Raw genomic sequence first — 23513 nt, 5'->3', positions numbered from 1 at the left:
TCCGGCGGACCGTCAAGCGGAAGGGTTCCTGGCTGATTGCCATTCTTGTGCTTGGTTCGGGGCTGGCGATGGCGACCCTTTCTGTTGGATTCGGTCTCTGGATGATTCTGGAGTTAATCGATGCAAACCGCGTTGGAGTGGCTAACTCACAACCTAAGAAGCGGGAGGTGCGCACGGTCCAATCCAGTGGAGCCAAACCTGAGCCCCAACGGTTCACCAAGACTGCGAGTGTGGATACCCTCCGATTCTCGATTGGGCAGGGGTTGGAGTAGTCTCTATGGAGGAGTGCGGGCCTCCAAAAGCGGGGACGGGTCAATTCTGAGGCCAGAGCGGCGATGCTTGGTGAGTGAGGCACCCCCAAAGGGTGGGCGCGGGCAAAAACCAGCGACTTGGGCGGTTAGGTGTCCAAAATACTTGATTCGACGGCATTGTCTGTCGTATCCCGTCTTTTGCACCTGCCGCTTTCTCACGCTCACTCATGAACACCTGGACGCCTCCTGCGAATGTGAATCTTGTGGACCTCGGGTTCATGGATTCGCGAAGCAAGCTCATTGATCTCGCTGCCTTTTTGGATCGGGTGCAGCGGGCCGGGCAGGAGGGGGACTTTCGTGTGGTCGCCCTGAAGCAGGCCATTCAGCTCCTGGCGGGCGATCAGCCCGAGCGGGCCCGGAACATCTTGTTGAGCTTTAGCGATCCCAGCACAGAGCCGATCCCCAAGGCTACGACCCAAGGGGCGGTGGGAGCCGTTCCTCCCGCTCTGGGCTGAGGGCTGGCGGTTTGTTTTGTCCTGTTGCTCCGCTACTGTCTTTCTCATCTGCTTCTTCTCCCCTACTCAAAATGCCCTACATCGAGCCTCATGGTCACATGGTCAGCCGCACGACGGATGACTACGAAAAGCTGGCTCTGGCCGGATGTGAAACCATCTGCGAGCCTGCCTTCTGGGCGGGGTTTGACCGCGCCAGCGCCCAGGGATTCTACGACTACTTCCGTCAAATCACTGAGTACGAGCCCAAGCGCGCGGCCCGCTTTGGCATCAAACACTATACATGGCTCTGTATCAATCCCAAGGAGTCAGAGGATCCCGAGCTCGCGGACGACGTGCTGGCACTCATCCCGCAGTTTTTGGGCAAGCCCAACGTGCTTGGGATCGGTGAGATCGGTCTGAACAAGAACAGCCGCAATGAACTTCAGGTGTTGGAGAAGCACATTCAGATCGCGGCCGACTACGATCAGCTCATTCTGGTGCACACGCCCCACCTGGAGGACAAGCTCAAGGGCACTCGATTGATTTTAGACGCCCTCAAGAACCATTCCAAAATCACGCCGGACCGCGTCATCATTGATCACGTGGAAGAGCACACCATCGACCTCGTGCTGGATAAGGGATTCTGGGCGGGCATCACCTTGTACCCGGAGAGCAAGTGCACCCCGCATCGTGCGATTGATATGCTCGAGGGTCATAGTGGCGAGCGCATTTGGATGAATTCGGCGTGTGACTGGGGTATCAGTGATCCCTTGGCCGTCCCCAAGACCATGCTGGAGATGAGGCGCCGTGGCTGGAGCCCCAGCGCCGTACAGCGGGTGGCCTATGACAACCCCGTGACCTTCATGAAGCAGAGCGGGAAGTTTCATCTGGACTGAGTGCTCTGGGCGCGGGCCGGGCGGTCTTAGTGGATGGCTGCCCAGTTGATTTGGCGTACAACCGCGTCTAACTAGCTGCCCAGCTTTTGCCCCATTACCGTCTTCCAGTGTCCGCCGCGCCTCCTCCGTCCACCATCGCCCTGATCGCCGGCAACGGCGTCTATCCAGAAACGTTCGTCCGTGCTGCCCGCAAGGCTGGGGTGGATCGCCTCGTCGTCGCAGGTTTTGTTGATGAGACCCGTCCCAGCTTGGAAGGGAGTGTGGATGCCATGGCCTGGTTCCGGGTGGGCCAGCTCAGCAAGATGATCGCCTTTTTCAAGAAAGAAGGGGTAAAACACGTAGTGATGGTAGGTCAGATCGCCCCCAAAAATCTCTTCGATCTCCGGCCCGACCTGCGGCTGCTGATGATGCTGGCCCGTCTGAAACGGCGCAATGCGGAGACCCTCTTTGGCGGCATTGCTGATGAGATGAAAAAGGACGGCATCGAGTTGCTGCCCGCAACGACGTTTCTGGAGGAGTTCATGCCCGCCGCCGGTCATGTGGCGGGGCCTAATCCCAAAAAACGTCGCTGGGAAGACGCGGAGTACGGCTTCACCATCGCCAAGGCCTCCAGCAAGCTCGACATCGGTCAGACCGTGGTGGTGCGCAACGGCACGGTGCTCGCTGTGGAGGCCTTCGAGGGCACGAATGAAGCCATCAAACGTGGCGGTGCCCTGGGTAAGGGCAGTGCCACCATGGTCAAGGTGAGCAAGCCCAACCAGGATATGCGCTTTGACGTCCCAGTCGTCGGTCCTGATACCATCTCCACCGCCGCTGCTGCGGGAGTGGATGTGATTGCCGTGGAGGCCGGCATGACTCTGATCCTGGATCAAAGCGAAGTGTTCCGCCGATGTGCAGAGCTGAAGGTGAGCCTGCTGGCAGTCGGTGATTCAGTAGGTCAGTAAACCGGTGTGTCAGTGTGGGGGCGAGGAGTTTTCGTTGGGTGGGAAGCTGACGCATCATCCTGAGAAGCTGGAATATCCAACGCCTTTGGGGAGTCCTGTGTCGGGCTTGAGCCGATGCTACAGCAGCGGAGGCGGGGTGGGATGGCGATTGAACGAGGTTCGCGGAAGTGACGTCGCCGATGCTGGCCGACACTGGGGTCCTATCGCTTTCGTGTCAGCATGATTTCATTCCCCTCCGTGTCCACGCACATGGCGAGGTGGGGCGGTTCATCGTCCTCAGGCTGGGGTTCTCGGACCAACTCGCCGCCGGCGGCCACAATCTCGGCGGCGCCGGCCACCACGTCCGGCACTTGAAAGCTGAGGCCGGTCCAGGTACGGGTTCCCTCGCCGCCGCCGTGGATGCCGATGATGCCGCCAGCGATCTGGATCTCACAGATGTGCGGATTTTGACGCAACACCGTGCCTCCCAACACGTGTGTGTAGAAGCGCGCTGCCCGGTCCATGTCTGCGGCCCAGATGATGTATTTGACCCGTTCGACGATCATGCGCGTACTACAGCGCAGGACTGGCACAATGCAATTCAATGCGCTGTGTGCATCACGGTGTGTTGCTTTTATGCGGGCGGTCGTGGTCCTTACTGTCGTCCTGGGGCGGTCAGTGCGACGGAACTCCGGCCAAAGCTGAGGGCCTCAACCAGCCAGTTGCGCATGGCTTTGAATCCGCGCAGCAGGGTGCTGTCAGTCACCTTGGTGATGCCGAAGTGCTCGGTGATGCGGCTGACGCAATCGCGGTAACGGGGTAGCAGAACAAATGAGGTCTTTGACTTGCCGGAGCTGTCGTCCCGCGTCAGTGAAGGGTAGATCAGCCCTTGGGCAATGCCGTCGGGCTGGGGGGTGGCGGCCACCGCTGTCTCACGCATGGGAAGGATGATCCAGGGGCGATAGCGGAAGACCGCTGCGCCTTCGGCATTTCTCCCCAGTCGGCCATAGGTGCGTGCAGGTGTGCTGCCAATCTTGGTGGAGTTGAAGGCGCGAACCCCGGTGGCAACGTCAGTGGGGACTGCTTTGCGGGCGAGCAAAAGGTCCAGGCCAAAGACATTGCCAAAGACCATGAGACGAAAGGCCGGGCCAGCGATGAAGCAGGCTGGAATGATGATCAGAAGGCACACCAGCAGGCCCAATGCCGGGTGGATGAAGGCGCTGGCGGTGATCAGCCCCAGCACCCCCAGCTTCACCACCTTGAGGGCGGCATCTACGATGCCAAACGGCGAGAGGGCGATGAGGACATTAATGGCATGGCTGGAAAGCCACACCACCGCAAAGATGGCGAAGCCAGCCGGTATGTAGAGGGCGGTCTTGACCCATGTGAAATCCGTCGCGGCGAGTGCCGGGCCGGGAACTGGAAGGGTGGCAAAACCCATCTGCGCGGTCTGCGTGATCATGGCTGTGCTCTGGGCTGCGTTTTCCGGCTGCAGTGGGATGGCATTCATCTGTGCCATGGCCACGGCTACAAGCGGTACAAAGGCGGTGCTGGCGACCAGCGCGCTGGCCTTGTCCTCAAAGAGTTCGATGAAATCCAGGGGTTTCTTTACCAGCGGCGGGGCGGCTGCGCCCAGAAAATCCTTCAGGAAACAAAGTCCCAAGACCGCGAAACAACTGCCCCAGACGCCTGGATGACAGTACCAGGGCAGTCGGGAGCGCAGGCCTTCCTCAGTGGTGAAGTACTTCCAGGCCCCGACAGCGCTCACGCCCAGCAGGGGGCTGACGGCGGTGCCGGTGATCTGGGAGACCCCTTCGGCCAGACCCACTCCTGGCAGATGGGACAACGCGTCAGCAGCGCCTGGAGAGGGGGCGGGCTCTATCTTGGGCGGAGCGGCTGGCACCGGAGTGACTTCCTCGCCGGAGGTGCGGGTCGGAGAGTCCGTGCTCGCGGCGCTCAGCAGCGGGCACGCCAGCAGCAGGGCCAGGGTCGCCAGAAGGGGGAGTCGGGGGCGCATGTTCATAAGTGGAACGGAGGTGAACTGGCACATTCCGACAGCGACCGGCCCGGATTTACTCAAAGGAACTACCGGGTGGCTGCAGGTGCAAAAAGGAAGGAGGGCCGGTGAGGGCCCTCCTTCTGCAGGAATACCTAGAATGATGGGTGCCTTTCAGCAGGGAAGTGGGAGTGCCACGGGGCGCGGCCGGTCTCAACCGGAGCTTCCCGTCGCGAACCGCCTTGCTCGGCAGGCAGCGGGTCGCTTACTTGATGTGAGCAGAGACGAGCTTTGTCATCTCAAACATCGTGACCTGCTTCTTGCCACCAAATACGGCCTTGAGGGCTTCGTCCGCGTTGATGTTCGTCTTCTTCTTCGGATCCTGGAGCCCGTTCTTCTTGATGTAATCCCAGAGCTTCTTGGTAACTTCGCTGCGTGGGATGGGTGTAGAGCCCACGATGACCGCGAGGATTTCATCGGGCTGCACGGGTTTCATCAGCGCAGGATTGGGTTTGCGCTCGGAGGAGGTGGATTTCTTGGCCATGGCGCATGTTAGGGGTCGGAAAGGCGCGCTGTCAAGACTCTGCGCAGGCCTTTTCATGAGCAGACTGTCAACAAAAAGCCGCTGGAATCAGCCTCCCAGTGGGAGTGAGACTGTATGACGATTTCAAGTAAAATGTTTAATGTTGGTGGCGTAATGGAGAAATTGGTGCATGGGGTTGCTATCCAATGTCAGATGGCGTCAGGTGGTTCCACCTGTCCCTTCTGTTGCAGCCAGCGGGCTGCGGAGGCGCAAAACACAGCCCAGACAATCCCCGCGGACCAACCAGCCAGGACGTCTGTGGGAAAGTGCACCCCCAAGAACATGCGGCTCAGCCCCACGAGGATGACGATGACCACTGCCACGCCCAGAAAGTAGTATTTCTCCCTACGGCGCTGGGTGATGCGACCGAGCATGGCACCCAGGGTGAGGTACACGATGGCCGCAAGCATAGAGTGACCACTGGGGAAGGAGGGGGAGGTCGCCTCCATCAAATGAGGGATGTGGGAGGGACGCTCCCGCGCAAAGAAGCTCTTGAGAACTCCCGAGAGCAATCCACCGCCCGCGGTGGAGATCAGCACCACCAACATGAGAGCGAGCTTTTGCCTGAGCAGCAGGAAGCCCAGCACGGCCAGAGTCACCAGGGTGACCACCGTGCCGCCTCCCAGCGCGGTGATGTCGCGGCTGGCTTCTCTCAGCCAGGTGGGACCGATGGGCAGGGCTGGATCGGCGGGCTGGCGAAGGCTGCGCAGGATGGCCTCATCATAGGCATGGCTCTCGCCCTCCTGCACCTCGTCCGCCACCTCGATGAAAAGCCAGAGGCTCAGGCAACCGGCCAGCACAGCAAGCAGGAACGTTCTTTCCGGGAACTGGAATCGCCAGATCATGGCGAAAGGTGGCACCGTACGGCAGGCGGGTCAACGCGGGCGGAAGAAACTGGAAAGCTCGATGGAGCTGAATTTTAAGTCCTGACGTGAGGGGGGGACGATTCCGGATTGATGAAGACACCTGCACTTTTCGCTCTGGGTTTGGCGGCCATGGCTGTCCTGCCCTCCTGCGTTGTCGAACCCCTGCCGCCTCCTCCCCCTGGGCGTGTGGTCACGGCAGACCTGGGTTACTACAACAGCCTGCCCGTCGGATATGCTGGTCCCACCTATTACTATGGGAACCGGTATTACTATGGCGGACGGTATGATGTGGGCCGCTACTACCATCGCGGCCGGTACTATGACCACCGCTACTTTCACCGTGGTCGCTATTACTACGGCGGCGCCTATCGCGGGCCTGGTGTAGGCGTCCATGTCCGGAGATACTGATTTTGCTGCCAGCGGGTCTTCCGATGTTTCGGTGATTCCCATTTGCAAGACAGAATGCCAGGGGCCACTGCGTTGCCTTGGGTCCGATGGTGAAGGTGTGAGCCTTTACCAGCCCCCCCGGTCTTACCACAACGCAACCTGCTCCATGAGATTCTCCAGCCCGCCCCTGGCACTATTCTGTTCCGTCCTCACCCTGTCCATAGTCTGGCTTCCATCCGGTGCGACCGCGCAAGAGGGAGCCAAGGAGCCTGGTAAGACGTCCCTTGGGGGCGCGGGTCCTGAGCGGCCCAAGCTGGTGGTCGGCATCGCGGTGGACCAGATGCGCTGGGACTTCCTGTACAAGTATCAGGAACGCTATGGCGAGGGTGGCTTTAAACGACTGGTTGGTGAGGGGTTCACATGTGAGAATGGGATGATCGGTCATCTGCCTTCTTACACTGCGGTCGGCCATGCCACGGTGTTTACCGGTTCTGTTCCGGCGATCCACGGGATTACAGGAAACGACTGGACCGACCAGTTCACCGGAAAGAGTGTTTATTGCACGGATGACGACACGGTGCAAACGGTGGGTGGCACCACTGATGACGGCAAAATGTCTCCTCGCAACATGCTCACGTCAACGGTGACGGATGAACTGCGGATTGCGACGAATTACCGCTCGAAGGTGGTGGGGGTGTCGCTGAAGGATCGTGCCTCCATCCTTCCCGCCGGGCACACTGCCACGGCTGCGTACTGGCTGGAGGATTTGACGGGCAACTTCATCACCAGCACCTATTACATGAACGACCTGCCGGAGTGGGTCAAGCAGTTCAATGACGCCAAGGTGGGAGAGCAGCTTCTGTCCGGTGAGTGGAATCTCCTCCGCCCGGCGGAGGAGTATGTGCAGAGCACCCGTGACGATGTGCCTTGGGAGGGCAAGTTTGACAAAGAGGCGGCTCCAGTCTTCCCCCACCGTGTTTCTTTATCTTACAAGCTGAAGAAGGACACCATTCGTACCACCCCGTTTGGCAACACGCTGAGTCTGCGCTTCGCCAGGGCGGCGGTGGAAGGCTACAACCTCGGTGGAGGACCGGAGACGGACTTTCTCACCATCAACTGTGCCTCTACCGACTATGTCGGCCACAAGTTCGGCCCGAACTCCATGGAGGTGGAAGACACCTACCTGCGGCTCGACCAGGACCTGGCGGAGTTCTTCAACTTTCTGGACGGTCGTGTGGGTAAGGGAAACTACCTGGTCTTCCTCACTGCGGACCACGGGGTGGCCCACACGGTGGGTTATATGAAAGAAAACCGCCTCCCTTCAGAGGGGTGGAACCCGAAGGGCCTGGTGCGTGAGCTCAATGACTACTTGAACGGACGGTTCGGCGTGGAGAAGCTGGTGGCAGGTGAGGCAAACTATCTGGTGAACTTCGACCTGCCCAGGATCGAGGAGAAGAACCTGGACTTCGACGCGATCAGAAGTGCCGCGGTGCGCTGGATTCGGAAGTATCCGGGCGTGCTTTTCGCTGTGGATATGGAGGACATGGACGGCGCTCCAGTGCCTGAGCCCCTGCGGACGATGATGATAAACGGCTTCAATGCCAAGCGCTGCGGCAGCATCCATGTGGTGCCCAATCCTGGCTGGGTCCCCGGTGCTGGCAAACAGGGCACCACCCACGGCTCCTGGTATCCCTACGACACCCACATCCCGGTGGTGTTCATGGGCTGGGGCATCCGCCACGGCAGCAGCCACGAGGTCGTCTATCAGCACGACATCGCGCCCACCGTGGCGGCGCTGTTGCACATTCAAATGCCCAACGGTTGCGTGGGGCGGCCCATCAAGGCGGTGCTCAACAAGCAGCCTTGAGCTCCCGGCCGGTGCGAGCGGTGTGGAGGATCTGCTCCCGGATTTGGGAGCGGATGTTCTGCACCCTCCGCAGCACTTCCGGTGCCAGCTCCAAGTCTTCCGCCTCGCCGCGTACGCGTGCTTCCGGGGTGGATGGCAGGAGCATCCGCGTGAAGCGGTGACCTTCCAGATACTGGCTCTCCTCTTCCGGGGTCACCAGAGAGAAGAGCCCACCGTAGAACCAAGGCTTGGGATCCGAGTCCGGATCATGGGCCTTCATGAGCCGGTGCACGATTTCACAAGACCGGGCCAGCCGTTGGGGATCCTGCACCGCCAGCCGGTCCATGTAGGCCCGGGCATGGTGGTTCAGCCCTGAGTGCACGAGCCAGCGGTCATTCACCCGGCGGATCCAGGTTTCCACCTGGTCCGCACTGCTTTGTCGGGGGACTTCAGCGAGGGTTGCCGCACTGGTGCCTGCGTGACGGGCTGGTTCGGCGGCGGTGTGGAGATCGTCGTGATTCATGGGGCCGGGGCCATCAATGGATCGCCGCCTTTCTAAAAACTGCAAGCACTAGCAACCTTCTGGTTCCGGTCGGTGAGTCCATCACCACCTGGGTACCGGCCGACCGGCCGAAGACCGCCGCCCCCAACGGGGAGAGGATGGAGATCTGGTCGTCTTCGAAGTTTGCCTCATGGGGAAGCACGAGGGTGAAGTCGAACTGGTCTGGAGGTGAGGTGGAGAGGTCCTCCACTCGCACGAGTGTTTGTAGTCCGGCCACAGAAGGCTCGTCGTCGGATTCATCTTCAAAGACCTTGGCATCCTGAAGCCGCTCTATGAGCAGACTGCGCTCTCGCGCATCGAGCGGGTTAAAGGCGTCGTCATGGTCCAAGAAGGTGCGGAGGGTATGCAGGTCAGACTGGGAGATGGCGAAATGAGAGGAAGATTTCATGATGTTTCAAAAGGGGAATATGGGCACGGATTGAGAGAGGCTCCGGACATGGTAAGACCGGGCCGTGGAGAACCTGCGCAGGCCCGTGGGTGCGCATGGAGCAAGGAATGAATCAGGGCAGGCCAGGACGGGCTCAATGGCCGGTAATCCCTGGCAAAGGCCTGCCCCGCTTAAGCGCGGCTGGCGTCAAGACGGTGCCCGCGACCACCCGTCCACCGTCGGATGACCGGGCGGGCGGGGCTGGAAGTTTTCAGTGCGGGTGTCATGACAGCAGGGTGACAAGCCCGGACTCGGCGGGCCTCCTTTAACATACTACGCTTCTGGAAGATGCAAGGTGCCTTGCAAGTTATGCGGGATCGCCTCAAGTTGGGGTTTGCGCATGTCCGACCCCGCCCCCCATTCCAACTCTGTCACGCTCACCGTTTCGATCCTGCGAGAGGCGCAGGTGGTCTATGACTTTGCCTCCAATCCTGCCCATCTGCCGCGCTGGGCGCCCGGTTTATGTAATAACATCCGCCGTGGCGACGGGGGCGATGAATGGATCATCGACACTCCCGAGGCCCAGATCCGTGTACAGTTCACGGCCCGCAATGACCTGGGGGTGCTGGACCACTGGGTGCGGCCGGCACCTGAGATCGAGATTCACGTGCCGATGCGTGTTGTGGCCGCTCCGTATGGCAGTGAGGTGATGTTCACCCTTTTTCGTCTGCCGGGCATGTCCGACTCGGAATTTGCCGCGGATCAGCGAATGGTGCTGTCAGACCTGCGTCGGCTCAAAGGGCTCTTGGAAGCTCCGGACGCCGCGTGATCCGGTTTGGGCTACATCCACCACATCAGCAGGCAGATGGCGGCGGCGGCACCAGCGGCCCCGACGCCGCACCAGCAATACAGACGGGTTCGAGATGTTAAAGCGTCCCAACGGGTTTTGAGCTTTAATACGGGCGGACGCAGTTTCAGCTCCGTCCAGTCCAGCCCTCGGGCCATGACGAGGGATTCGCTGCCCATCAACCCAAGCCCGGCCACCAGCACGGGCAGCCCAGGTCCAGGCACCGCCATGAAGAACAATCCGGCGATGATCAGCAATATGCCAGCTCCGACAAAGAGTATCCGACTCCAGCTGAAGTTGCCTTGGCGCTGCTCTTGACGGCGCTTATGGAGATTCACGAAGCGTTCACCTGGTTGGTCGCTGGCGAACAGATGCCACTGGTGTTCCACTCGTTCCCGAAGACTCTTTCCTTCGGTGGCCGGTGTTCCGGCTCCGGTCGTGGCGGGGGCTTTGATCATGGCAGGCGGAAAATCAGTTTCGAAACGGGGTCACGGGCCAGGGAGCCGGGCGGAAGGCCGGTGACATCCAGCTCATGATGGGGGGGGTAAGGGGAAACAACGCGGCCAAATGTGGGGGAGCGCTTCGCCACTGGCAGGGATTCCCTGTCGAGCAGAGCCTTGGGCGGGGTGAGGGGCTTGGGCTCCGTCACCGGCATGAGGTCGCGTGGCGGCTGGGTGATGGCGTCTGCCGGGGAATCAGTCTGCGGCTCGTTGGTGAAGGGTTGGCCCTCCTGTGTCCGGTACATCGTGCCATCTGAAGTGATCGTGGCAGATTCCCCGGGCTGGAGCTGGCGGCCGGTGGAGTTCGTGGTGTAACTGGAGGTGTAGTTTGAAGTGACAACGCCTGGCTGGGGTGCCGCGTTCTGATAGATCACCGTGCTCCGCGCTTGGCTGGTGCGGTTTGTGAACGTCATCGCCGGGGCCGTGGGCTGGGTGGGGATGTAGGTGGAAGTGGGTGGGTTATAGTAGCGGCTGTTGGTCCTGGCTGCGGCATACTCCTGCTGCTGCAGACGCTGGTTCTGGGCCCGGGTCTGGGTGGTTTCCCGACGTGTCGATCGAGAGAAAAGACGATCCAGGAATCCTGGCTCTTCGCGGGTTGAAGAGGTGGCGACCGTTGTCCGTCGGGAGTTTGAGTTGCCGTTGGAATTAGAGCTGGAATAGGTTTGGGCGTTGACGCTCAAACTGGTGAGGGAGATGATGCCAAGCACCATGAGGGATCCCCGAAGCTCGGTGCGAAAGGGTTTGGGCGTCTTCATGCTCCTTGCTGGTGCATCAAATGTGCCCTGTGACAGATCGCTCGTGCGCAAGGGAGGTTGTCTTGACGAATGAGCCTCATTTTGAGGCGGTTGCCAAAGTCTGGATTTTTGATTGCTCTATGGAGACGTGTGAAGGGTTTGGCCTTGGAAGTTCCGAAATGTCATGCAAACCGCGACTCTGATTGCAAAATGCAGGGGTTGGACGGTCCCCGGCGGGGCGGGGAGCAAAGGGGGCGGGAGGTGTCGAGTTGGGCTTGTTTCCTCTGTTGGTTCCTAGAACAGTGCCAGATCGCCCAAACTCCATCGGAGCGGGAACGCATTTTTCTGTTTGCTCCACGTGGACTTGCTGGGAATTCGTCAAAGTTGGGCTGGTGGCTGTGGCTTCTTCGCGGAAGAACTTCGACTGGGCCGGAAACGAATGCGGAAGGCATGCCCAGCGCCCGTTATTCCAACTTCCGAAAGCCTCATTCCTCAGCCCCAGTCCGCATTTTTTCCGCGCGTGTCGATGTGGGTGAAACTGGGATACTTCCCAATGCCACCGCGGAAAAAGCCGCGGTTTCGCAGGGCGTGGGCGGCCTCGGCCACCTTGGCAGGAGGGCAGTCGTACACCAAGTCCAGTGCGAGGTTATGGAGGTGGAAGGACTGCGGAGCGGCACCGGGGCAGGTGGCGTTGTAGGCGGGACTGCGGTAGGCACTGGCAATGGTCACCAACCGGACGCCCAGTTCGTCCTGAAGACGATCCGCCATCCGCAGGGTGGCCACCATGTTTTTCCAGAGATGGCGGCCGGGCAGTTCGTTGTTTACCCCTTGGCGGGTGCGGAAGTGGGCGGCCAGCAGATCCTTGGGCCGGATGTGCAGGAGTTGGAGCTCTTCTAGAAACGTCTGGTACGCCACGCCGGTGGCGTCCAGAACCATGGGGCGATGGGTGCTCTCACGGTCACCGGCCTCTTCTCTGATGCGCTGGACCAGTTCTCGGGGGGACTTCGGGGTGCCGTTCCAGGCCCGGTCCAAGAGGGTGACCAGCTCCTGTTGCCGTTTGCCAGCGATCCACGGGTAGCCTGCTGCTCCCAGCAATGCTCCCGCCGTGGTGCCAGCCAGCGCGGCTGCCATGCGCCGACGGGTCCGGTTGGGCACCCACTCATCGTGATAGAGGATCTTCGGTCCGGCAGGAACGGGATCCGTGGGAGAGGACGGATTCATGACCTGATAAAAGGGGGCGAGTGCTGGAGGGCGCTCGCCAGAGATCCGTTTTTGACAGGATTGCTTAACAAGAGTTCAGAAATTCTAGTTTTGCTTGGGGGCTGTAAATTTCAGGGACACCGGCTTGCCCCGCACTGCCTGGAGGCTGGAAAGCGTGTAACCCCCATCCGGGTTGCTTTTGAACTGGATAGGCTGCCCAGCGAAGGCATCGGCGGCTTTTGCGGCGATCTCGGGCGTCAGCCCTGGCCCGTGGAGGAGAGCCAGGTTGACCATCAGCAGGTGCGTCTCCGTACGGGCTTGGGTGTCCCTTGCAGCCTGTAGGGAGGGGAAGATGGTGCGCACCAGAGGATTGCCCGCTTTCAGGCGTTCCTGGAGTTCCTTGATGGCCGATTGGGATTGTGGCCAAGGGAGGGTGAGGGCGGACTCGGCCTCAGCATAGCGTGACCTCATTTCCGCCAGCCAGGCAGTCAGCAGTTCCGGGGTGAGGGAGGAAAACAGGTGCTCCTCCACCCCTGCGGGAGTGGGGGCAGGGGCGCTCTCTGTGGGAGCTCCCCCGGCTTGACTCGAATTCTGTAGCATCATCAGCGTGGCCACCTCCGTCGCCTGTTGCTCTGCCCACGCTGCAAAGCCCCGTTCGCCAGACACGGCCTGAGCCATGGTGCGCAGGGGGGGCAGTTTGGTCTGTCTGGTGAGCAGTTCCCGACGCGTGGCTTCATCCAGGGTCAGCAGGTGCTTGGCCAGCAGGGCGAGAGCATCGCTCTCGGTTGAGTACTGCGCAATCGCGGTCACCAGCATGTCACTGTCGCCCAAATGTCGCGCGGCGCGTCGGACGGCTTCCACGGCATCCAGGGCGTGGCCTTTGCGGTTTTCGTTGAATTCGAGTGCCGCCTTCATGAGTCCCAGATTGCAGAGGGTCTGCATCTTGCCCAAGTGAGGCAGGGGCATGAAGGGGCCCTCCTCCATGGTCAGACCCCAGTCGCAAGGGGCGGTGGAGACACCGGCTTTGGTGAAGCGGTTGAGGGCGGCCTTCTGGTGGGAGAGAAGGGCGCGGACGTTCTCCGGGTCCCAATGGTTGCCATTGCGATGCCCTTGCAACAGGGCGACCTCATTGCGGGTCATCTCTGTGAGGAGTCCGATGCCCTGCCAGTAGAGCAGGGCGGGATTCACAGGCTGGGCGAGGTTGGGCTGCGCCCCGATCAAGGAGGGCAGGCACAGAAGGCCAGCGGCCGCCGCCAAGACGGCCCGGAAAACGGGAGGTTGCATAGGTGCTGTCAGGATGGGGGTTCCGCCACAGGATAACCTGCGGCGTTTTCCCAATAGATAGCGAATTTGCCTCTGCAAAGCACGCTTTTCCTTTGCCTGACCGGGCTGCATCGAGGCTGTCGCACCCTCCGCCCTGGCGACGGTGCTTCCTGGAACCTCAGGAGGCGTCCTTCTTCAAGCTGGCGAGCATCGCCTTCAAGGAGGTGCTGATCTTGTCTGCCGCCGGCACCTCCAGATAGCTGCTGCGGGCCCTCCATGTCTCATAGCCACCCATGGCGTGATGCTCTGTGGTGGGAAGATAGCCGTTGTAACCATTGGCCAGGGAGATGGTGAAACTGCCTTTGAAGGGGTTCGTCTTTTTCAGGTCCAGGCCGATCTCCACAAACACCTCGCAGGGAATGCTGGTGATGGCGAGATCGCCGATCCGATGCGCCTGCAGCTTCACCGGCACCTTGTCAGGGTAGGCGTCCAGCAGCAGGGCCTCCCGTGCGTAGATGGCCTTGCGGTCCGCCCACTGCCCGTCCTTGTCTTTGGGGACGGAGTTCAGCAAGTTACGGGCTCGAACCAGTTCTTCCCCGGAGGCCTTCCGAACGTCCAGGTGGAGCACCTCTTCCCGGGAGTCCAGCGTGAGGTCTTTTTTCCAGGGGACGGCACCGTAGGCCTTCATGGCAGCCCCGGCCACGGATGCGGCCACCTCCTGAATGCGTTGTCCGGCGCGAAGTCTGCCGGCAGGGACCGTGGCACCGAAGTTGAGGTTGTTGATGTTGCCGCTCGTTCCGTTGGACATGATGCCCACAAAGGGTGGCTTGTTTTGATAGCGATGGTCGCCTGTCTCCAACTGGTGTGCGAGTTCATTGGCAAAAGCGGCAAAGTAGTCGGCGGAGATGGGAGGATTGCCGCCCACATAGTGCAGACTGTAGTTGGCCAGGACCGCGATCGGGCGGTGGTCGGCTGCAGAACGCACGGCGAAGACCGCCACCTGGGGGTCCACTGGTCCAGTCGGCCCGCTCACCTTGGCATTGCCCACGCCGGGGTTCATCCAGGCGCGGTCGGCCTTGCCATCGAAGGGGTTCTCATAGCTCTCACCCTCCTTCACGAGCCAGCGGCGGTTGAAGACCTGCGTGGCATCTTCGCCCACCGCCCAGCCAGCCTCAGCGGGTTCGAGGTTTTGATACGCCGTGATCAGTCCAAGGGCGATGCGGTCGGGCAAGGTGGCGAGGTAGGCCGGATCGGGATCGCTCTGAAACACGGGCGTCATCGTCGCGGAGCTGTGCGTGTGTGTGGCGGAGATGAGCATGCGTTCCACCGGCACGCCCGTTTTGGCCGAGGCTGCCGCTTTGGCTTTGTCGCAGATGTCCAGGGGGATCATGCAAGCGTCCACCACTGCGAGAATCATGGCCTTGCTGCCATCCTGCAGGGCCAGACAGCGGGCGTGAATGGGATCCGTAATGCCCTTGGCAAAGCCGCCCTTCATGCCTCCGTTCACGGGTGAGGGGAAATGCGTGGGGGAAATGTCCTGAGCGTGCGCCCCGGCTTTGAAAACCGGAGCAGCAGGGGAGGCGGGTGCGGCCATGGCGGCGGCAAGAACCGTGAGCGCAGAAATCACAAAACGTCGGGTCATGCGGGGAATACGGGCATTCCCGACCGCAACTGGCGCTCCTTTGTGCCAGCAAGAGGTACTTTTGTGCTTCTGCCTGGCACCGGATCAGCGCCAGGGCAGGGAGGCAGGGGACTGGAGGAACTCCGCCCAGAGCGGATCCTTCAGGGAGTCCTTGAAGTTATACTTCCCTGTGCTTTCCAGGAACTTCATGCTGGTGGCCGCTGCCTCAAAGTCCTTGGCGGCCAGGAAGACATCCAACCCCTGGGCATGGACCTCGGTGTTCTTCGGCTCCAGGGCCAGGGCTTCGCGGATCGTGGTGGCTGCAAGGGCGGGTTCGCCTTTGGCCACCTGAAGTTGACCCTTCCACGAGAGGAGTTCCGCGTCTTGTTCCAACGCTGCCATGAATCCATCCAGGCACTCGATGGCCTTGTCATAGTTTTTCTCCATGTAGTAAAGATCCACCAGCTTGAACTGGAAGTTGGCAGAGGTGTATTGGTTTGCAGAGGCCTGTAGAGCCTTCTTGTAGCCCTCCATATCCCCCGCGGCCTGCAGCGCACCCAGGTACATGGCATTTGCCGTGATGTTGCTTTTCATCTCCGTTGGCATCGAGTTGTACACCTCAACGACGCCCTTGTGATCCTGTTGGCGGAACTTGTCTGAGAGTTTGCCGAACTTCTCGATGTCCTCCAATTTGGTGTTGGGTTTGTCGAAGAGTCGTTTCATGAAGGACTTGTCCATTTCCGCCAAAGCGGGAAGTGCGGCCTGCCGGCTCTGCTCTACCATGCCGGAGCCCAGCACCTGGTTGTAGAAATCCACGATGCCCAACTTGCCCTCGGAGTCCTTTTCAACGGTGAAGTCGAGGAGGATGGTGCCCATGGTGTCTGAGGAAAAACGGAACCTGGGTTTGGGCATGCCTTCATGGATGACAAGGTGCTTGTAAGTCACCTGCTGCTCCGCCCACGTCTTGACGAGGTGGTCCAGATTCTGCCTCAAGCCCTGGTTCAGGCCGAGGCGGAACTTGTCCATGTCCGGACCGGAGGTCTGCACTCCGGAGAGGATCTTGGAGATGATGCCTTTCAGATTGAAAGCTGCCTTGACTCCGGCGGCGTTCCCATCCTTCAGATCCTGCTCCAGCTTTTTTGCGAAGGCGTCGAGGGCCGTGCGATCTGCCTCTGGGACGTCAGCCAAGGCTTTGTAAGCCGGGGGCGTCGTTGTGGCCTCTTCGTTGCCAACGGTTGGCGGTGCCTGTTTTTTGGAACAAGATGGCAGGGCCACCAGAGTGGTTGCTAGAGCGGCACAGAGTGTGAGAAGGAAAGGGGATTTCATGGTCAGATTTTGCCCAAACTAGGTCAGCGCGGGGGAGTTGTCGAGAAACGGCGGGGCGCAAATCCGGCTCTGAAAAGGCCTTCTGCAACACCGGGTTGATAAAAACCCAGGTTGAGCTAGCGAAAGCACCATGAGTACTCTCGCGCAGCTTCAGGAAGTTTTTCGCAATGTCTTCGACGATGACTCGCTGGTGATCGCCAATGAAACCACTGCCCAGGACATTGAGGCATGGGACTCTGTCCAGCATGTGACCTTGATGTTGGAAGTGGAGGATGCTTTCAAGGTGCGCCTGTCCACCTCAGAAATGGCCTACCTGAAGAACGTGGGTGACCTTGTGGAACTCATCGACAGGAAAAAGAAGAAGTAGGGCGCACGCCTGTCCTGCCGGAACCGCATCCTGTTTTTCTTTTCTGAGCTGACCCATCATGGAGCCCAACGTCTCACCGGACCTCGTTGCCAACTATCGCCGCTTGCGTAAGGATGGTGCCCTCAATGAGGCTCTGCGGCTGGCCCGGAAGGGGGTGTCCACCGTGGAACCGGGGCAGGTCGCCCAGCTCGGGAAACTGCTGCAAAAAGATCTGCCGGGCTCCGCCGGCGACACACCTGTTGTGGAGGTGCTCCTGCTCGGGCAGTGCACTACGACCTACCTGCCGCCGGTGGTCACTGCCTGGGCGTGGTCAGAGGGTCTGCGGGTGAGTGTAAAGGATGGAGAGTATGACCAGGTGCTGCAGGAGCTTATGCAATTGACGCCGGACCAGGCTCCGGCGGTGATTGTGGTGTTGCCGTGGAACCAGCGTCTCCTTGGGGTTGGCGATCGTGGAGTGGCTGAGCGCGTGGATGACGAACTGGCCTTTCTCGGACAGGTGTGGGCCCAGGTAGTCCGGCTGAAGGTCAAACTGGTGCAGGTCTCCTACGACTGGGTGCATCCCGGTCCCCTAGGCTACAGTCTTTCCTCACGACGTGGTGGTACGGTGGAGCTGGTGCAGCGTGTCAATGCAGATCTTCGGACGGCGCTTCCTGCGGGTGCGTACTATGTGGATCTCGAAAGCGTCAGCGCCTGGCGTGGCAAGGCGGAGTTTTATGACGAGCGCAACTACCACTGGCTCAAGCAACCTTTCTCGCCCGCGGGATTGTCGCTGGTGGGCCGTCATTTGGCCACTGGAGTGCGTGCGCTGACCTCCGGACGGCGAAAGGTGCTGGTGCTGGATCTGGACAATACCCTCTGGGGCGGTGTGGTGGGGGAAAGTGGTCCCCATGGCATCGCTGTGGGTGGTACCGGGGAAGGGCAGGCCTTCACCGCGTTTCAGAAGTACGCGAAGCGCCTCAAGGACTCGGGTGTCATTCTCGCCGTATCATCCAAAAACAACGATGCCGATGCCCGGGAGCCCTTCGAGAAAAACGAGGAGATGGTGCTGAAGCTCACCGACTTCGCGTCGTTTCATGCGAGTTGGGACCCCAAACCCACTCGACTGCGTCTGATGGCGATGGAGCTTAACCTGGGCCTGGACAGCTTTGTGTTCTTCGATGACAACCCTGTGGAGCGTGAGCGCATGCGGGCGGAGCTACCGGAGGTGACGGTCATTGAGGCTCCGGTCGATCCGGACCTCTACATCCGGGCGCTACAGGAGTCTCTGGCTTTTGAGGCCGTGGACGTGAACAGTGCGGATGCGGAACGCACTGCGCAGTATCAGGCCGAAAGTTCCAGACGCGCCAGTCAGGAGAGCGCTGCCTCACCCGAGGACTATCTTGCCTCACTAGGGATGAAGGCGGAGGCCCAGCCTGTGAACGGAGCCAATCTGGACCGCGTGGTGGATCTCATCACCAAGACCAACCAGTTCAACCTCACCACCCGGCGTCACTCCCGCGCCGCAGTGGAGGAGATGATGGCCGAGTCCGGCTCCGTGGCCTTTGCCGTGAGTCTGGCGGACAAGTTTGGTGACTACGGCTTGATCGCGGTGGTGCTGGGCACGAAGGTCCTTGGAGAGGAGAGTTTGCTCCGTTTGGACAGCTGGCTGATGAGCTGTAGAGCCATGGGGCGGACGGTGGAGCACTGGACCCTCAACCATCTCGCCCGTTTGGCGCGGGAGTTGGGCTATGATGCCGTGAATGGCGAATACGTGCCGACGGCCAAAAACGTCCCGGTGCAGACGCTCCTCGCGGATTTTGGCTTCGTTCCTCGGGAAGGGCGTGTGGGTGAATACATGCTGAAACTTTCTTCATATTCTGATTTGCCAACGCAGGTTTCCTAGCTCAAGACCAGTGATGCCATTGACCAGGACCATGACGCCGCCGTGATGGCGGGTTGACGTGCTTCAGATGAGTGAAGCACAACCCAAACTATAAACCTCCGGGCACTTGGCCATCGGGGGGAGCGGGCTCACGCGCATACTGTCATTCCTGTTTCACTGATGCTTTTCAACTCACCGGAGTTTGTTGGTTTTTTTCTCTTTGTCTTCGCCATCTACTGGATGTTGGCGCGCCGCTGGCGTTGGCAAAACTGGTTCCTTCTGAGCGCGAGCTACGTGTTCTACGGGTGGTGGGGGTTCAATGCGCCTGGCTTGCAGGGCTTTGATCGTGTGTTGCCCCTGGTGCTGCTGATCACCTCCACCGTCGCCACGCATGTCTGTGCCGTGGCGCTGTATCCGCTGCCCGAGGAATCGAAGCGAAGGCGGGTCATCTTCTGGGTGGGCGTGGTGATCAACGTGGGAATGCTGGGTTACTTCAAGTACCGGGGGTTCTTCATGGAGAACGTGGAGGCGCTGGCGGCACAGATGGGCTGGCACCTCACCGCCATGGAGCGGCACTTCATACTTCCTGCAGGGATCAGCTTCTATACCTTCCAGGGCTTGTCGTATCTCATTGACGTGGATGGCGGTTCCCAGAAGCCGCCGGATCGCTTGTGGGACTTTGCGTTGTTTCATGCGTACTTTCCGCAACTCGTCGCCGGCCCCATTGAACGGACGCCGAATCTGCTGCCCCAGCTCATGCGGCAGCGCACGCTTACGCCAGAGCGCTTTTGGAGCGGCCTCCAGCTGGTGATCATTGGCTATGTGAAGAAGGTGGCGATCGCCGACGCGATTGCCCCCATCACGGCCGATGCGTTTAATCCCGGCTTGACCCACTCAGGGGTGGGGCTGTTGCTGGGCATTTACCTTTTTGCCCTGCAGATCTATGGGGATTTCTCTGGCTACAGCGACATTGCCCGGGGCTGTTCCCGCCTCATGGGGGTGGAGCTCATGATCAACTTCCGCCAGCCCTACTTCTCACGGAATATCACCGAGTTCTGGGAGCGCTGGCACATTTCCCTTTCGAGCTGGCTGCGGGACTACCTCTTTGTCCCGCTGTGCCGCATCTTTAGGGGCAAGAAGTGGATCCCGTTCAATCTTTTTGTCACCATGCTCGTGTCTGGCATCTGGCACGGTGCCTCGTGGAACTTCGTCTTCTGGGGCATGGTGCTGGGGATACTGCTGGTGATCCACAAGCTGTGGGCGGGTCCCAAGGCGGGGAAACACCCGCATCGTCCTCACACTCTCCGCGCTTGGGCGGTCCAGCTGGCAGGCATGTTCCTCACCTTCCACGCGGTTTGTCTCACCCTGGTGTTCGTGAAGACCCGGAACCTGACGGAGGCTTGGAACCATGTGGCAGGCATCTTCACAAAGGGCTTCTCCACTGCCGATACCATTCCGGCCGTCTATTTTGCCTTCTACGGTCTCGTCGTGGTGCTGCTGGATTTCCCCTGCTGGTGGAATGATCGCGAGCGTCCCGTGGCGGATGACGCCCCCTCGTGGCAGCGTGGGCTGGTCTTCGGCTGCCTGCTCCTGTTGCTCACCTATCTGGGGGAGATGACCGGGGTGTCTTTCGTGTACTTCCAGTTTTGATCGGCGTGGGTACTGACGGGCGGTGCACCATCGCTTGCCAGCACCCGTTTTCCGTGGTTTGCTCGCCACCCACTTTTTCCTCTGGGACTTCTCAGGGGAGCCGCTCGATTCTGACCCGACCTTATGGACATTGCCTCCGAAGTCCGCCGCCGCCGCACCTTTGCCATCATTTCCCACCCGGACGCCGGGAAAACCACGCTGACGGAAAAGCTCCTCCTCTACGGAGGGGCGGTGCAGCTGGCTGGCTCAGTCACGGCCAGGAAGAATCAGCGCTCCACCACCTCCGACTGGATGGATCTGGAAAAGCAGCGTGGGATCTCTGTGAGCTCCACGGTGTTGCAGTTCGAGTACAAAGACTGCGTGGTGAACCTGCTGGACACACCCGGTCACAAGGACTTCTCAGAAGACACCTACCGGGTGCTCACCGCCGTGGATGCCGCCATCATGGTGGTGGATGCCGGTAAGGGCATCGAGAGCCAGACGCGGAAGCTCTTTGAGGTCTGCCGCAAGCGCGGTGTGCCCATTTTCACGTTTATGAACAAGCTGGACCGTCCGGCTCGTGAACCGCTGACGCTGCTGGATGAGCTGGAAACAGTGTTGGGGATCGGAGCTTGTGCGCAAAACTGGCCGCTGGGCATGGGGGACCGCTTCCGCGGTATCTTCGAGCGTCGCGAGAGTCAGGTGCATCTCTTCCAGCGCACTGCTGGCGGTGCTTATCGGGCACCAGTCCGGGTGGGCGGGCTGGAGGATGAGTATGTGAAAGAGCATGTAGATGAGCATGCCCTGGCCCAGGCTCGTGAAGAGTTGGAGATGCTGGATGGAGCGGGCCATGCCTTTGACATGGACGCCATCTCGCGCGGTGAACTGACGCCTGTGTTCTTTGGCAGTGCGAGCAACAACTTCGGCGTGCAGCTCCTGCTGGACGCTTTCCTGGAGATGGCTCCACCTCCAGCACCGCGGGTAGCCAATACTGGGGCGGTTACCCCTGAAGCTCCAGAGTTCTCGGCTTTCGTCTTCAAGATCCAGGCGAACATGGATCCCCGCCACCGCGACCGTATCTACTTCCTCCGCGTGGTCTCAGGAGCCTTTCGTCGCGATATGGTGGTGAACAACCCGCGCACCGGCAAGGCGGTCAAGCTGTCCAACTCCCAACGTGTGTTTGCCCGGGAGCGTGAGACCTTGGACGAGGCCTTCGCAGGGGACGTGCTCGGCGTCGTGGGCAACTACGACCTGATGATCGGTGACACTCTGGCGGCCGATCCGAAGCTGAAGTTCGATGTGATGCCGCGCTTCGTGCCGGAGTGTTTTGCCTATTTGCATGGCGATTCCCCTTCCACCTACAAGCGGTTCCGTGAAGGTCTCCAACAGCTGCTCCAGGAGGGCGTGATCCAACAGTTCCACCAGCCCGGCTCCGTGCAGCGGGTGCCTCTGCTCGGAGCGGTGGGCCCCCTCCAGTTCGAGGTGGTGAAGTACCGTCTTCAGTCTGAATACAACGCGGAATCGCGCCTGGAGAATGCCTCCTGGCAGGTTGTCCGTTGGGTGCGGCGTAAGGGAGGGGAAGCATGGTCAGATGATGCGGTCACGCCTGTGCGGGAAACTGCCCTGGCCCGGGACGAGTTGGGCCGTCCCGTGTTGCTGATCTCGGACGCCTGGTACCTGGGCACCTTTCAGAATCGCAACCCGGATATCGAGTTGTCTGAAGGCCCGTATGCCGACGACAAGGGGGACGAGGACGCCCTGGCGGCCTGATTCGTTCACTCAAGACAGGTGCTAAAAAAGTTTCAAGCAGGTATCGTTGCGCGCTGGACTATGAATGAAAATTCATTCATGATTCACAATGCTCGCCATCGATCCCTCACCTGACACCCCGGCGGCACCTCTCTCAAAGAAGCGATGGTTGGGCTCTGGGGCGTTGATCGCCGCTGGACTATTCGTGTTGGGAAGGCTGGCCGCTGAGCCTCTCAGAACGCTGGGGCACTATGATGGCCGTGCGATGGAGGCCTTTGCGGCCGTGGAGCACTACGGTTTGCGCAAGAAGCCGGTGGATCCTCAGGTGGCTTTCTTTGGCAGCAGCCAGACTTTTTGGGGTTTGGTGCCGGAGGTGATCGGTCGCGCCTCCGGGCACGATCCGGACGAACTGCGGGTCCTTGGAGTGGAAGCGGGCACGCCGTTTGACATGTGGAACCTGATCCGGCGCAACCCCGAGTACTTTGACAACCTGAAACTGGCGGTGGTGGAGGTGAATCCCGTGATGATGCAGACAGGGAAAGAGGGGGATGCACGCTTGCAGCACTCCATCAGCCAGCACGCGACGCTGGAGGAGCGCAATCTGCTGCATCACCGGCATGAGCGGCTCAAGCAGCAGGCAGAGTGGCTGCTGCCGCTGACCTCTGCGAGGCACTCGTTGCGCTCGGTGTTTCTCGCGCTGGCCGATCCAGAGGAAGGGGCGGAACTTTATCCTTTTCCGGAAGGGCGCATTCACCCCGTTGCCGATTGGTACATGCACAATGCTGGTGCCGTCACGAAGCGCTCGTTGGTGCCGGCGGATATAGCCGCCCGGCGGCTGGTGGGATACAAGGGGTGGAAGGCCTCTGCCTTGCAGGACCTGTGCCTGAAGAAGGTGCTGGCCTGGATGGAGGAGCATGAGATCCCGGTGCTCATTCACCAGTTCCCGCTGCATCCGGAGGTGGTGGATCTCATCCACAACGACGCCCATTTTCATCACTGCTACACCCAGTACTCCGCCTATGTGGATCGCCTGCGTCCGAAGGCGGCTGGCATGGTGCGGCTCCTGCATCCGGACGAGTGCGGCGCGGGGATGTCGGGCATGGCGGACCGCATGCACCTGAATGAAAGCGGTGCCGGCTACTACTCCCTTCATCTGGGCGAGAACATCCGTACTTTGGTGGATCCAGTGGCGGCGGAAAAGGCGCGGGACGATCTCTGAAGGAATCCGGCCCAGCTTGAGGCTGG

23 protein-coding genes are annotated in these 23513 nt (G+C 60.4%); 11 read left to right on the top strand and 12 right to left on the bottom strand.

The window, feature by feature from the left end; genetic code table 11:
• The first annotated feature begins 478 nt into the window (after window positions 1-478).
• From VSP_RS22135 to VSP_RS22125, 3 genes are all read left to right on the top strand, one after another.
• Window positions 479-766: a hypothetical protein gene (locus tag VSP_RS22135; protein ID WP_009963430.1), complete on the top strand. Its 288-nt coding sequence runs from the start codon at window positions 479-481 to the stop codon at window positions 764-766.
• Window positions 767-837: 71 nt separating this feature from the next.
• Window positions 838-1641, top strand: coding sequence for a TatD family hydrolase (locus VSP_RS22130; RefSeq protein WP_009963429.1), 804 nt, complete (start codon window positions 838-840; stop codon window positions 1639-1641).
• Window positions 1642-1748: 107 nt separating this feature from the next.
• Window positions 1749-2585 (top strand): LpxI family protein, encoded by an 837-nt coding sequence (locus tag VSP_RS22125; protein WP_009963428.1) that lies wholly within the window; start codon window positions 1749-1751, stop codon window positions 2583-2585.
• Window positions 2586-2785: 200 nt separating this feature from the next.
• On the opposite strand, the gene VSP_RS22120 is transcribed toward VSP_RS22125, so the two are convergent.
• From VSP_RS22120 to VSP_RS22105, 4 genes are all read right to left on the bottom strand, one after another.
• Window positions 2786-3130: a VOC family protein gene (locus VSP_RS22120; protein WP_009963427.1), complete on the bottom strand. Its 345-nt coding sequence runs from the start codon at window positions 3128-3130 to the stop codon at window positions 2786-2788.
• Window positions 3131-3219: 89 nt separating this feature from the next.
• Window positions 3220-4587: a hypothetical protein gene (locus VSP_RS22115; protein ID WP_009963426.1), complete on the bottom strand. Its 1368-nt coding sequence runs from the start codon at window positions 4585-4587 to the stop codon at window positions 3220-3222.
• Window positions 4588-4825: 238 nt separating this feature from the next.
• Complete coding sequence (locus VSP_RS22110) at window positions 4826-5104, bottom strand: SWIB/MDM2 domain-containing protein (RefSeq protein WP_009963425.1); 279 nt, start codon at window positions 5102-5104, stop codon at window positions 4826-4828.
• Window positions 5105-5292: 188 nt separating this feature from the next.
• The gene (locus tag VSP_RS22105) at window positions 5293-5988 is read right to left on the bottom strand and encodes a phosphatase PAP2 family protein (RefSeq protein WP_009963424.1); all 696 of its coding nucleotides are present in this window, start codon (window positions 5986-5988) and stop codon (window positions 5293-5295) included.
• 111 nt (window positions 5989-6099) lie between these two features.
• Here VSP_RS22105 and VSP_RS36735 point away from each other — a divergent pair, with 111 nt between their 5' ends.
• Together VSP_RS36735 and pafA are read left to right on the top strand one after the other, a co-directional pair.
• Window positions 6100-6417: a hypothetical protein gene (locus tag VSP_RS36735; RefSeq protein WP_009963422.1), complete on the top strand. Its 318-nt coding sequence runs from the start codon at window positions 6100-6102 to the stop codon at window positions 6415-6417.
• A gap of 145 nt (window positions 6418-6562) precedes the next feature.
• Window positions 6563-8263: an alkaline phosphatase PafA gene (gene pafA / locus VSP_RS22095; protein WP_009963421.1), complete on the top strand. Its 1701-nt coding sequence runs from the start codon at window positions 6563-6565 to the stop codon at window positions 8261-8263.
• Here the strand turns inward: pafA and VSP_RS22090 are convergent.
• Window positions 8247-8765, bottom strand: a complete 519-nt coding sequence (locus VSP_RS22090; RefSeq protein WP_009963419.1) for a hypothetical protein — start codon at window positions 8763-8765, stop codon at window positions 8247-8249. The two genes, pafA and VSP_RS22090, sit on opposite strands and share 17 nt — an antisense overlap.
• A gap of 13 nt (window positions 8766-8778) precedes the next feature.
• Entirely contained in the window at window positions 8779-9192 is a 414-nt protein-coding gene (locus VSP_RS22085) for a GreA/GreB family elongation factor (protein ID WP_009963417.1), read from the bottom strand.
• Window positions 9193-9571: 379 nt separating this feature from the next.
• Between VSP_RS22085 and VSP_RS22080 the strand changes: the two genes are divergently transcribed.
• Complete coding sequence (locus tag VSP_RS22080) at window positions 9572-10000, top strand: hypothetical protein (protein WP_009963416.1); 429 nt, start codon at window positions 9572-9574, stop codon at window positions 9998-10000.
• A gap of 11 nt (window positions 10001-10011) precedes the next feature.
• Here the strand turns inward: VSP_RS22080 and VSP_RS22075 are convergent, their stop codons facing one another.
• The 6 genes from VSP_RS22075 to VSP_RS22050 all read right to left on the bottom strand — a co-directional run bounded on the left by VSP_RS22075 (window position 10012) and on the right by VSP_RS22050 (window position 16662).
• Window positions 10012-10476 (bottom strand): hypothetical protein, encoded by a 465-nt coding sequence (locus tag VSP_RS22075; protein WP_009963415.1) that lies wholly within the window; start codon window positions 10474-10476, stop codon window positions 10012-10014.
• Window positions 10473-11273, bottom strand: coding sequence for a hypothetical protein (locus VSP_RS22070; protein WP_009963414.1), 801 nt, complete (start codon window positions 11271-11273; stop codon window positions 10473-10475). Before VSP_RS22070 ends, VSP_RS22075 begins: the two co-directional genes overlap by 4 nt.
• Window positions 11274-11744: 471 nt before the next feature.
• Window positions 11745-12473, bottom strand: coding sequence for a YcbK family protein (locus VSP_RS39830; protein WP_009963413.1), 729 nt, complete (start codon window positions 12471-12473; stop codon window positions 11745-11747).
• A gap of 84 nt (window positions 12474-12557) precedes the next feature.
• Entirely contained in the window at window positions 12558-13736 is a 1179-nt protein-coding gene (locus tag VSP_RS22060; RefSeq protein ID WP_009963412.1) for a hypothetical protein, read from the bottom strand.
• 157 nt (window positions 13737-13893) lie between these two features.
• A complete protein-coding gene (locus tag VSP_RS36725) occupies window positions 13894-15357 on the bottom strand; it encodes a hypothetical protein (RefSeq protein ID WP_009963410.1) in 1464 nt (487 codons plus the stop codon).
• Window positions 15358-15441: 84 nt separating this feature from the next.
• A complete protein-coding gene (locus VSP_RS22050; protein WP_009963409.1) occupies window positions 15442-16662 on the bottom strand; it encodes a tetratricopeptide repeat protein in 1221 nt (406 codons plus the stop codon).
• A 130-nt stretch (window positions 16663-16792) separates the two neighbouring features.
• On the opposite strand from VSP_RS22050, the gene VSP_RS22045 reads away from it, so the two are divergent.
• From VSP_RS22045 to VSP_RS22025, 5 genes are all read left to right on the top strand, one after another.
• Window positions 16793-17029 carry an acyl carrier protein gene (locus VSP_RS22045; RefSeq protein WP_009963408.1) on the top strand — a complete coding sequence of 79 codons (237 nt, stop codon included), beginning with the start codon at window positions 16793-16795 and terminating at the stop codon, window positions 17027-17029.
• A gap of 58 nt (window positions 17030-17087) precedes the next feature.
• Window positions 17088-18911 carry an HAD-IIIC family phosphatase gene (locus tag VSP_RS39825; protein WP_009963407.1) on the top strand — a complete coding sequence of 608 codons (1824 nt, stop codon included), beginning with the start codon at window positions 17088-17090 and terminating at the stop codon, window positions 18909-18911.
• Between the two features lie 159 nt (window positions 18912-19070).
• Window positions 19071-20540: an MBOAT family O-acyltransferase gene (locus VSP_RS36715; protein WP_009963406.1), complete on the top strand. Its 1470-nt coding sequence runs from the start codon at window positions 19071-19073 to the stop codon at window positions 20538-20540.
• Between the two features lie 123 nt (window positions 20541-20663).
• Window positions 20664-22289, top strand: a complete 1626-nt coding sequence (locus tag VSP_RS22030; protein WP_009963405.1) for a peptide chain release factor 3 — start codon at window positions 20664-20666, stop codon at window positions 22287-22289.
• Window positions 22290-22377: 88 nt separating this feature from the next.
• Window positions 22378-23487 (top strand): hypothetical protein, encoded by a 1110-nt coding sequence (locus tag VSP_RS22025; protein WP_009963404.1) that lies wholly within the window; start codon window positions 22378-22380, stop codon window positions 23485-23487.
• Window positions 23488-23513 lie beyond the last annotated feature (26 nt).

It is taken from the genome of Verrucomicrobium spinosum DSM 4136 = JCM 18804, assembly GCF_000172155.1.
Classification (GTDB): domain Bacteria; phylum Verrucomicrobiota; class Verrucomicrobiia; order Verrucomicrobiales; family Verrucomicrobiaceae; genus Verrucomicrobium; species Verrucomicrobium spinosum.
The sequence above is the reverse complement of the archived record's forward strand: the minus strand, read 5'-3'. Positions and strand labels throughout refer to the sequence as shown.

Excerpts from the sequence above, each read along its gene's own strand:
- VSP_RS22135 (WP_009963430.1), top strand. The coding sequence starts at position 479 with ATGAACACCTGGACGCCTCCTGCGAATGTGAATCTTGTGGACCTCGGG.
- VSP_RS22130 (WP_009963429.1), top strand. The coding sequence starts at position 838 with ATGCCCTACATCGAGCCTCATGGTCACATGGTCAGCCGCACGACGGAT.
- VSP_RS22120 (WP_009963427.1), bottom strand. The coding sequence starts at position 3,130 with ATGATCGTCGAACGGGTCAAATACATCATCTGGGCCGCAGACATGGAC.
- VSP_RS22115 (WP_009963426.1), bottom strand. The coding sequence starts at position 4,587 with ATGAACATGCGCCCCCGACTCCCCCTTCTGGCGACCCTGGCCCTGCTG.
- VSP_RS22110 (WP_009963425.1), bottom strand. The coding sequence starts at position 5,104 with ATGGCCAAGAAATCCACCTCCTCCGAGCGCAAACCCAATCCTGCGCTG.
- VSP_RS22105 (WP_009963424.1), bottom strand. The coding sequence starts at position 5,988 with ATGATCTGGCGATTCCAGTTCCCGGAAAGAACGTTCCTGCTTGCTGTG.
- VSP_RS36735 (WP_009963422.1), top strand. The coding sequence starts at position 6,100 with ATGAAGACACCTGCACTTTTCGCTCTGGGTTTGGCGGCCATGGCTGTC.
- pafA (WP_009963421.1), top strand. The coding sequence starts at position 6,563 with ATGAGATTCTCCAGCCCGCCCCTGGCACTATTCTGTTCCGTCCTCACC.
- VSP_RS22090 (WP_009963419.1), bottom strand. The coding sequence starts at position 8,765 with ATGAATCACGACGATCTCCACACCGCCGCCGAACCAGCCCGTCACGCA.
- VSP_RS22085 (WP_009963417.1), bottom strand. The coding sequence starts at position 9,192 with ATGAAATCTTCCTCTCATTTCGCCATCTCCCAGTCTGACCTGCATACC.
- VSP_RS22080 (WP_009963416.1), top strand. The coding sequence starts at position 9,572 with ATGTCCGACCCCGCCCCCCATTCCAACTCTGTCACGCTCACCGTTTCG.
- VSP_RS22075 (WP_009963415.1), bottom strand. The coding sequence starts at position 10,476 with ATGATCAAAGCCCCCGCCACGACCGGAGCCGGAACACCGGCCACCGAA.
- VSP_RS22070 (WP_009963414.1), bottom strand. The coding sequence starts at position 11,273 with ATGAAGACGCCCAAACCCTTTCGCACCGAGCTTCGGGGATCCCTCATG.
- VSP_RS39830 (WP_009963413.1), bottom strand. The coding sequence starts at position 12,473 with ATGAATCCGTCCTCTCCCACGGATCCCGTTCCTGCCGGACCGAAGATC.
- VSP_RS22060 (WP_009963412.1), bottom strand. The coding sequence starts at position 13,736 with ATGCAACCTCCCGTTTTCCGGGCCGTCTTGGCGGCGGCCGCTGGCCTT.
- VSP_RS36725 (WP_009963410.1), bottom strand. The coding sequence starts at position 15,357 with ATGACCCGACGTTTTGTGATTTCTGCGCTCACGGTTCTTGCCGCCGCC.
- VSP_RS22050 (WP_009963409.1), bottom strand. The coding sequence starts at position 16,662 with ATGAAATCCCCTTTCCTTCTCACACTCTGTGCCGCTCTAGCAACCACT.
- VSP_RS22045 (WP_009963408.1), top strand. The coding sequence starts at position 16,793 with ATGAGTACTCTCGCGCAGCTTCAGGAAGTTTTTCGCAATGTCTTCGAC.
- VSP_RS39825 (WP_009963407.1), top strand. The coding sequence starts at position 17,088 with ATGGAGCCCAACGTCTCACCGGACCTCGTTGCCAACTATCGCCGCTTG.
- VSP_RS36715 (WP_009963406.1), top strand. The coding sequence starts at position 19,071 with ATGCTTTTCAACTCACCGGAGTTTGTTGGTTTTTTTCTCTTTGTCTTC.
- VSP_RS22030 (WP_009963405.1), top strand. The coding sequence starts at position 20,664 with ATGGACATTGCCTCCGAAGTCCGCCGCCGCCGCACCTTTGCCATCATT.
- VSP_RS22025 (WP_009963404.1), top strand. The coding sequence starts at position 22,378 with ATGCTCGCCATCGATCCCTCACCTGACACCCCGGCGGCACCTCTCTCA.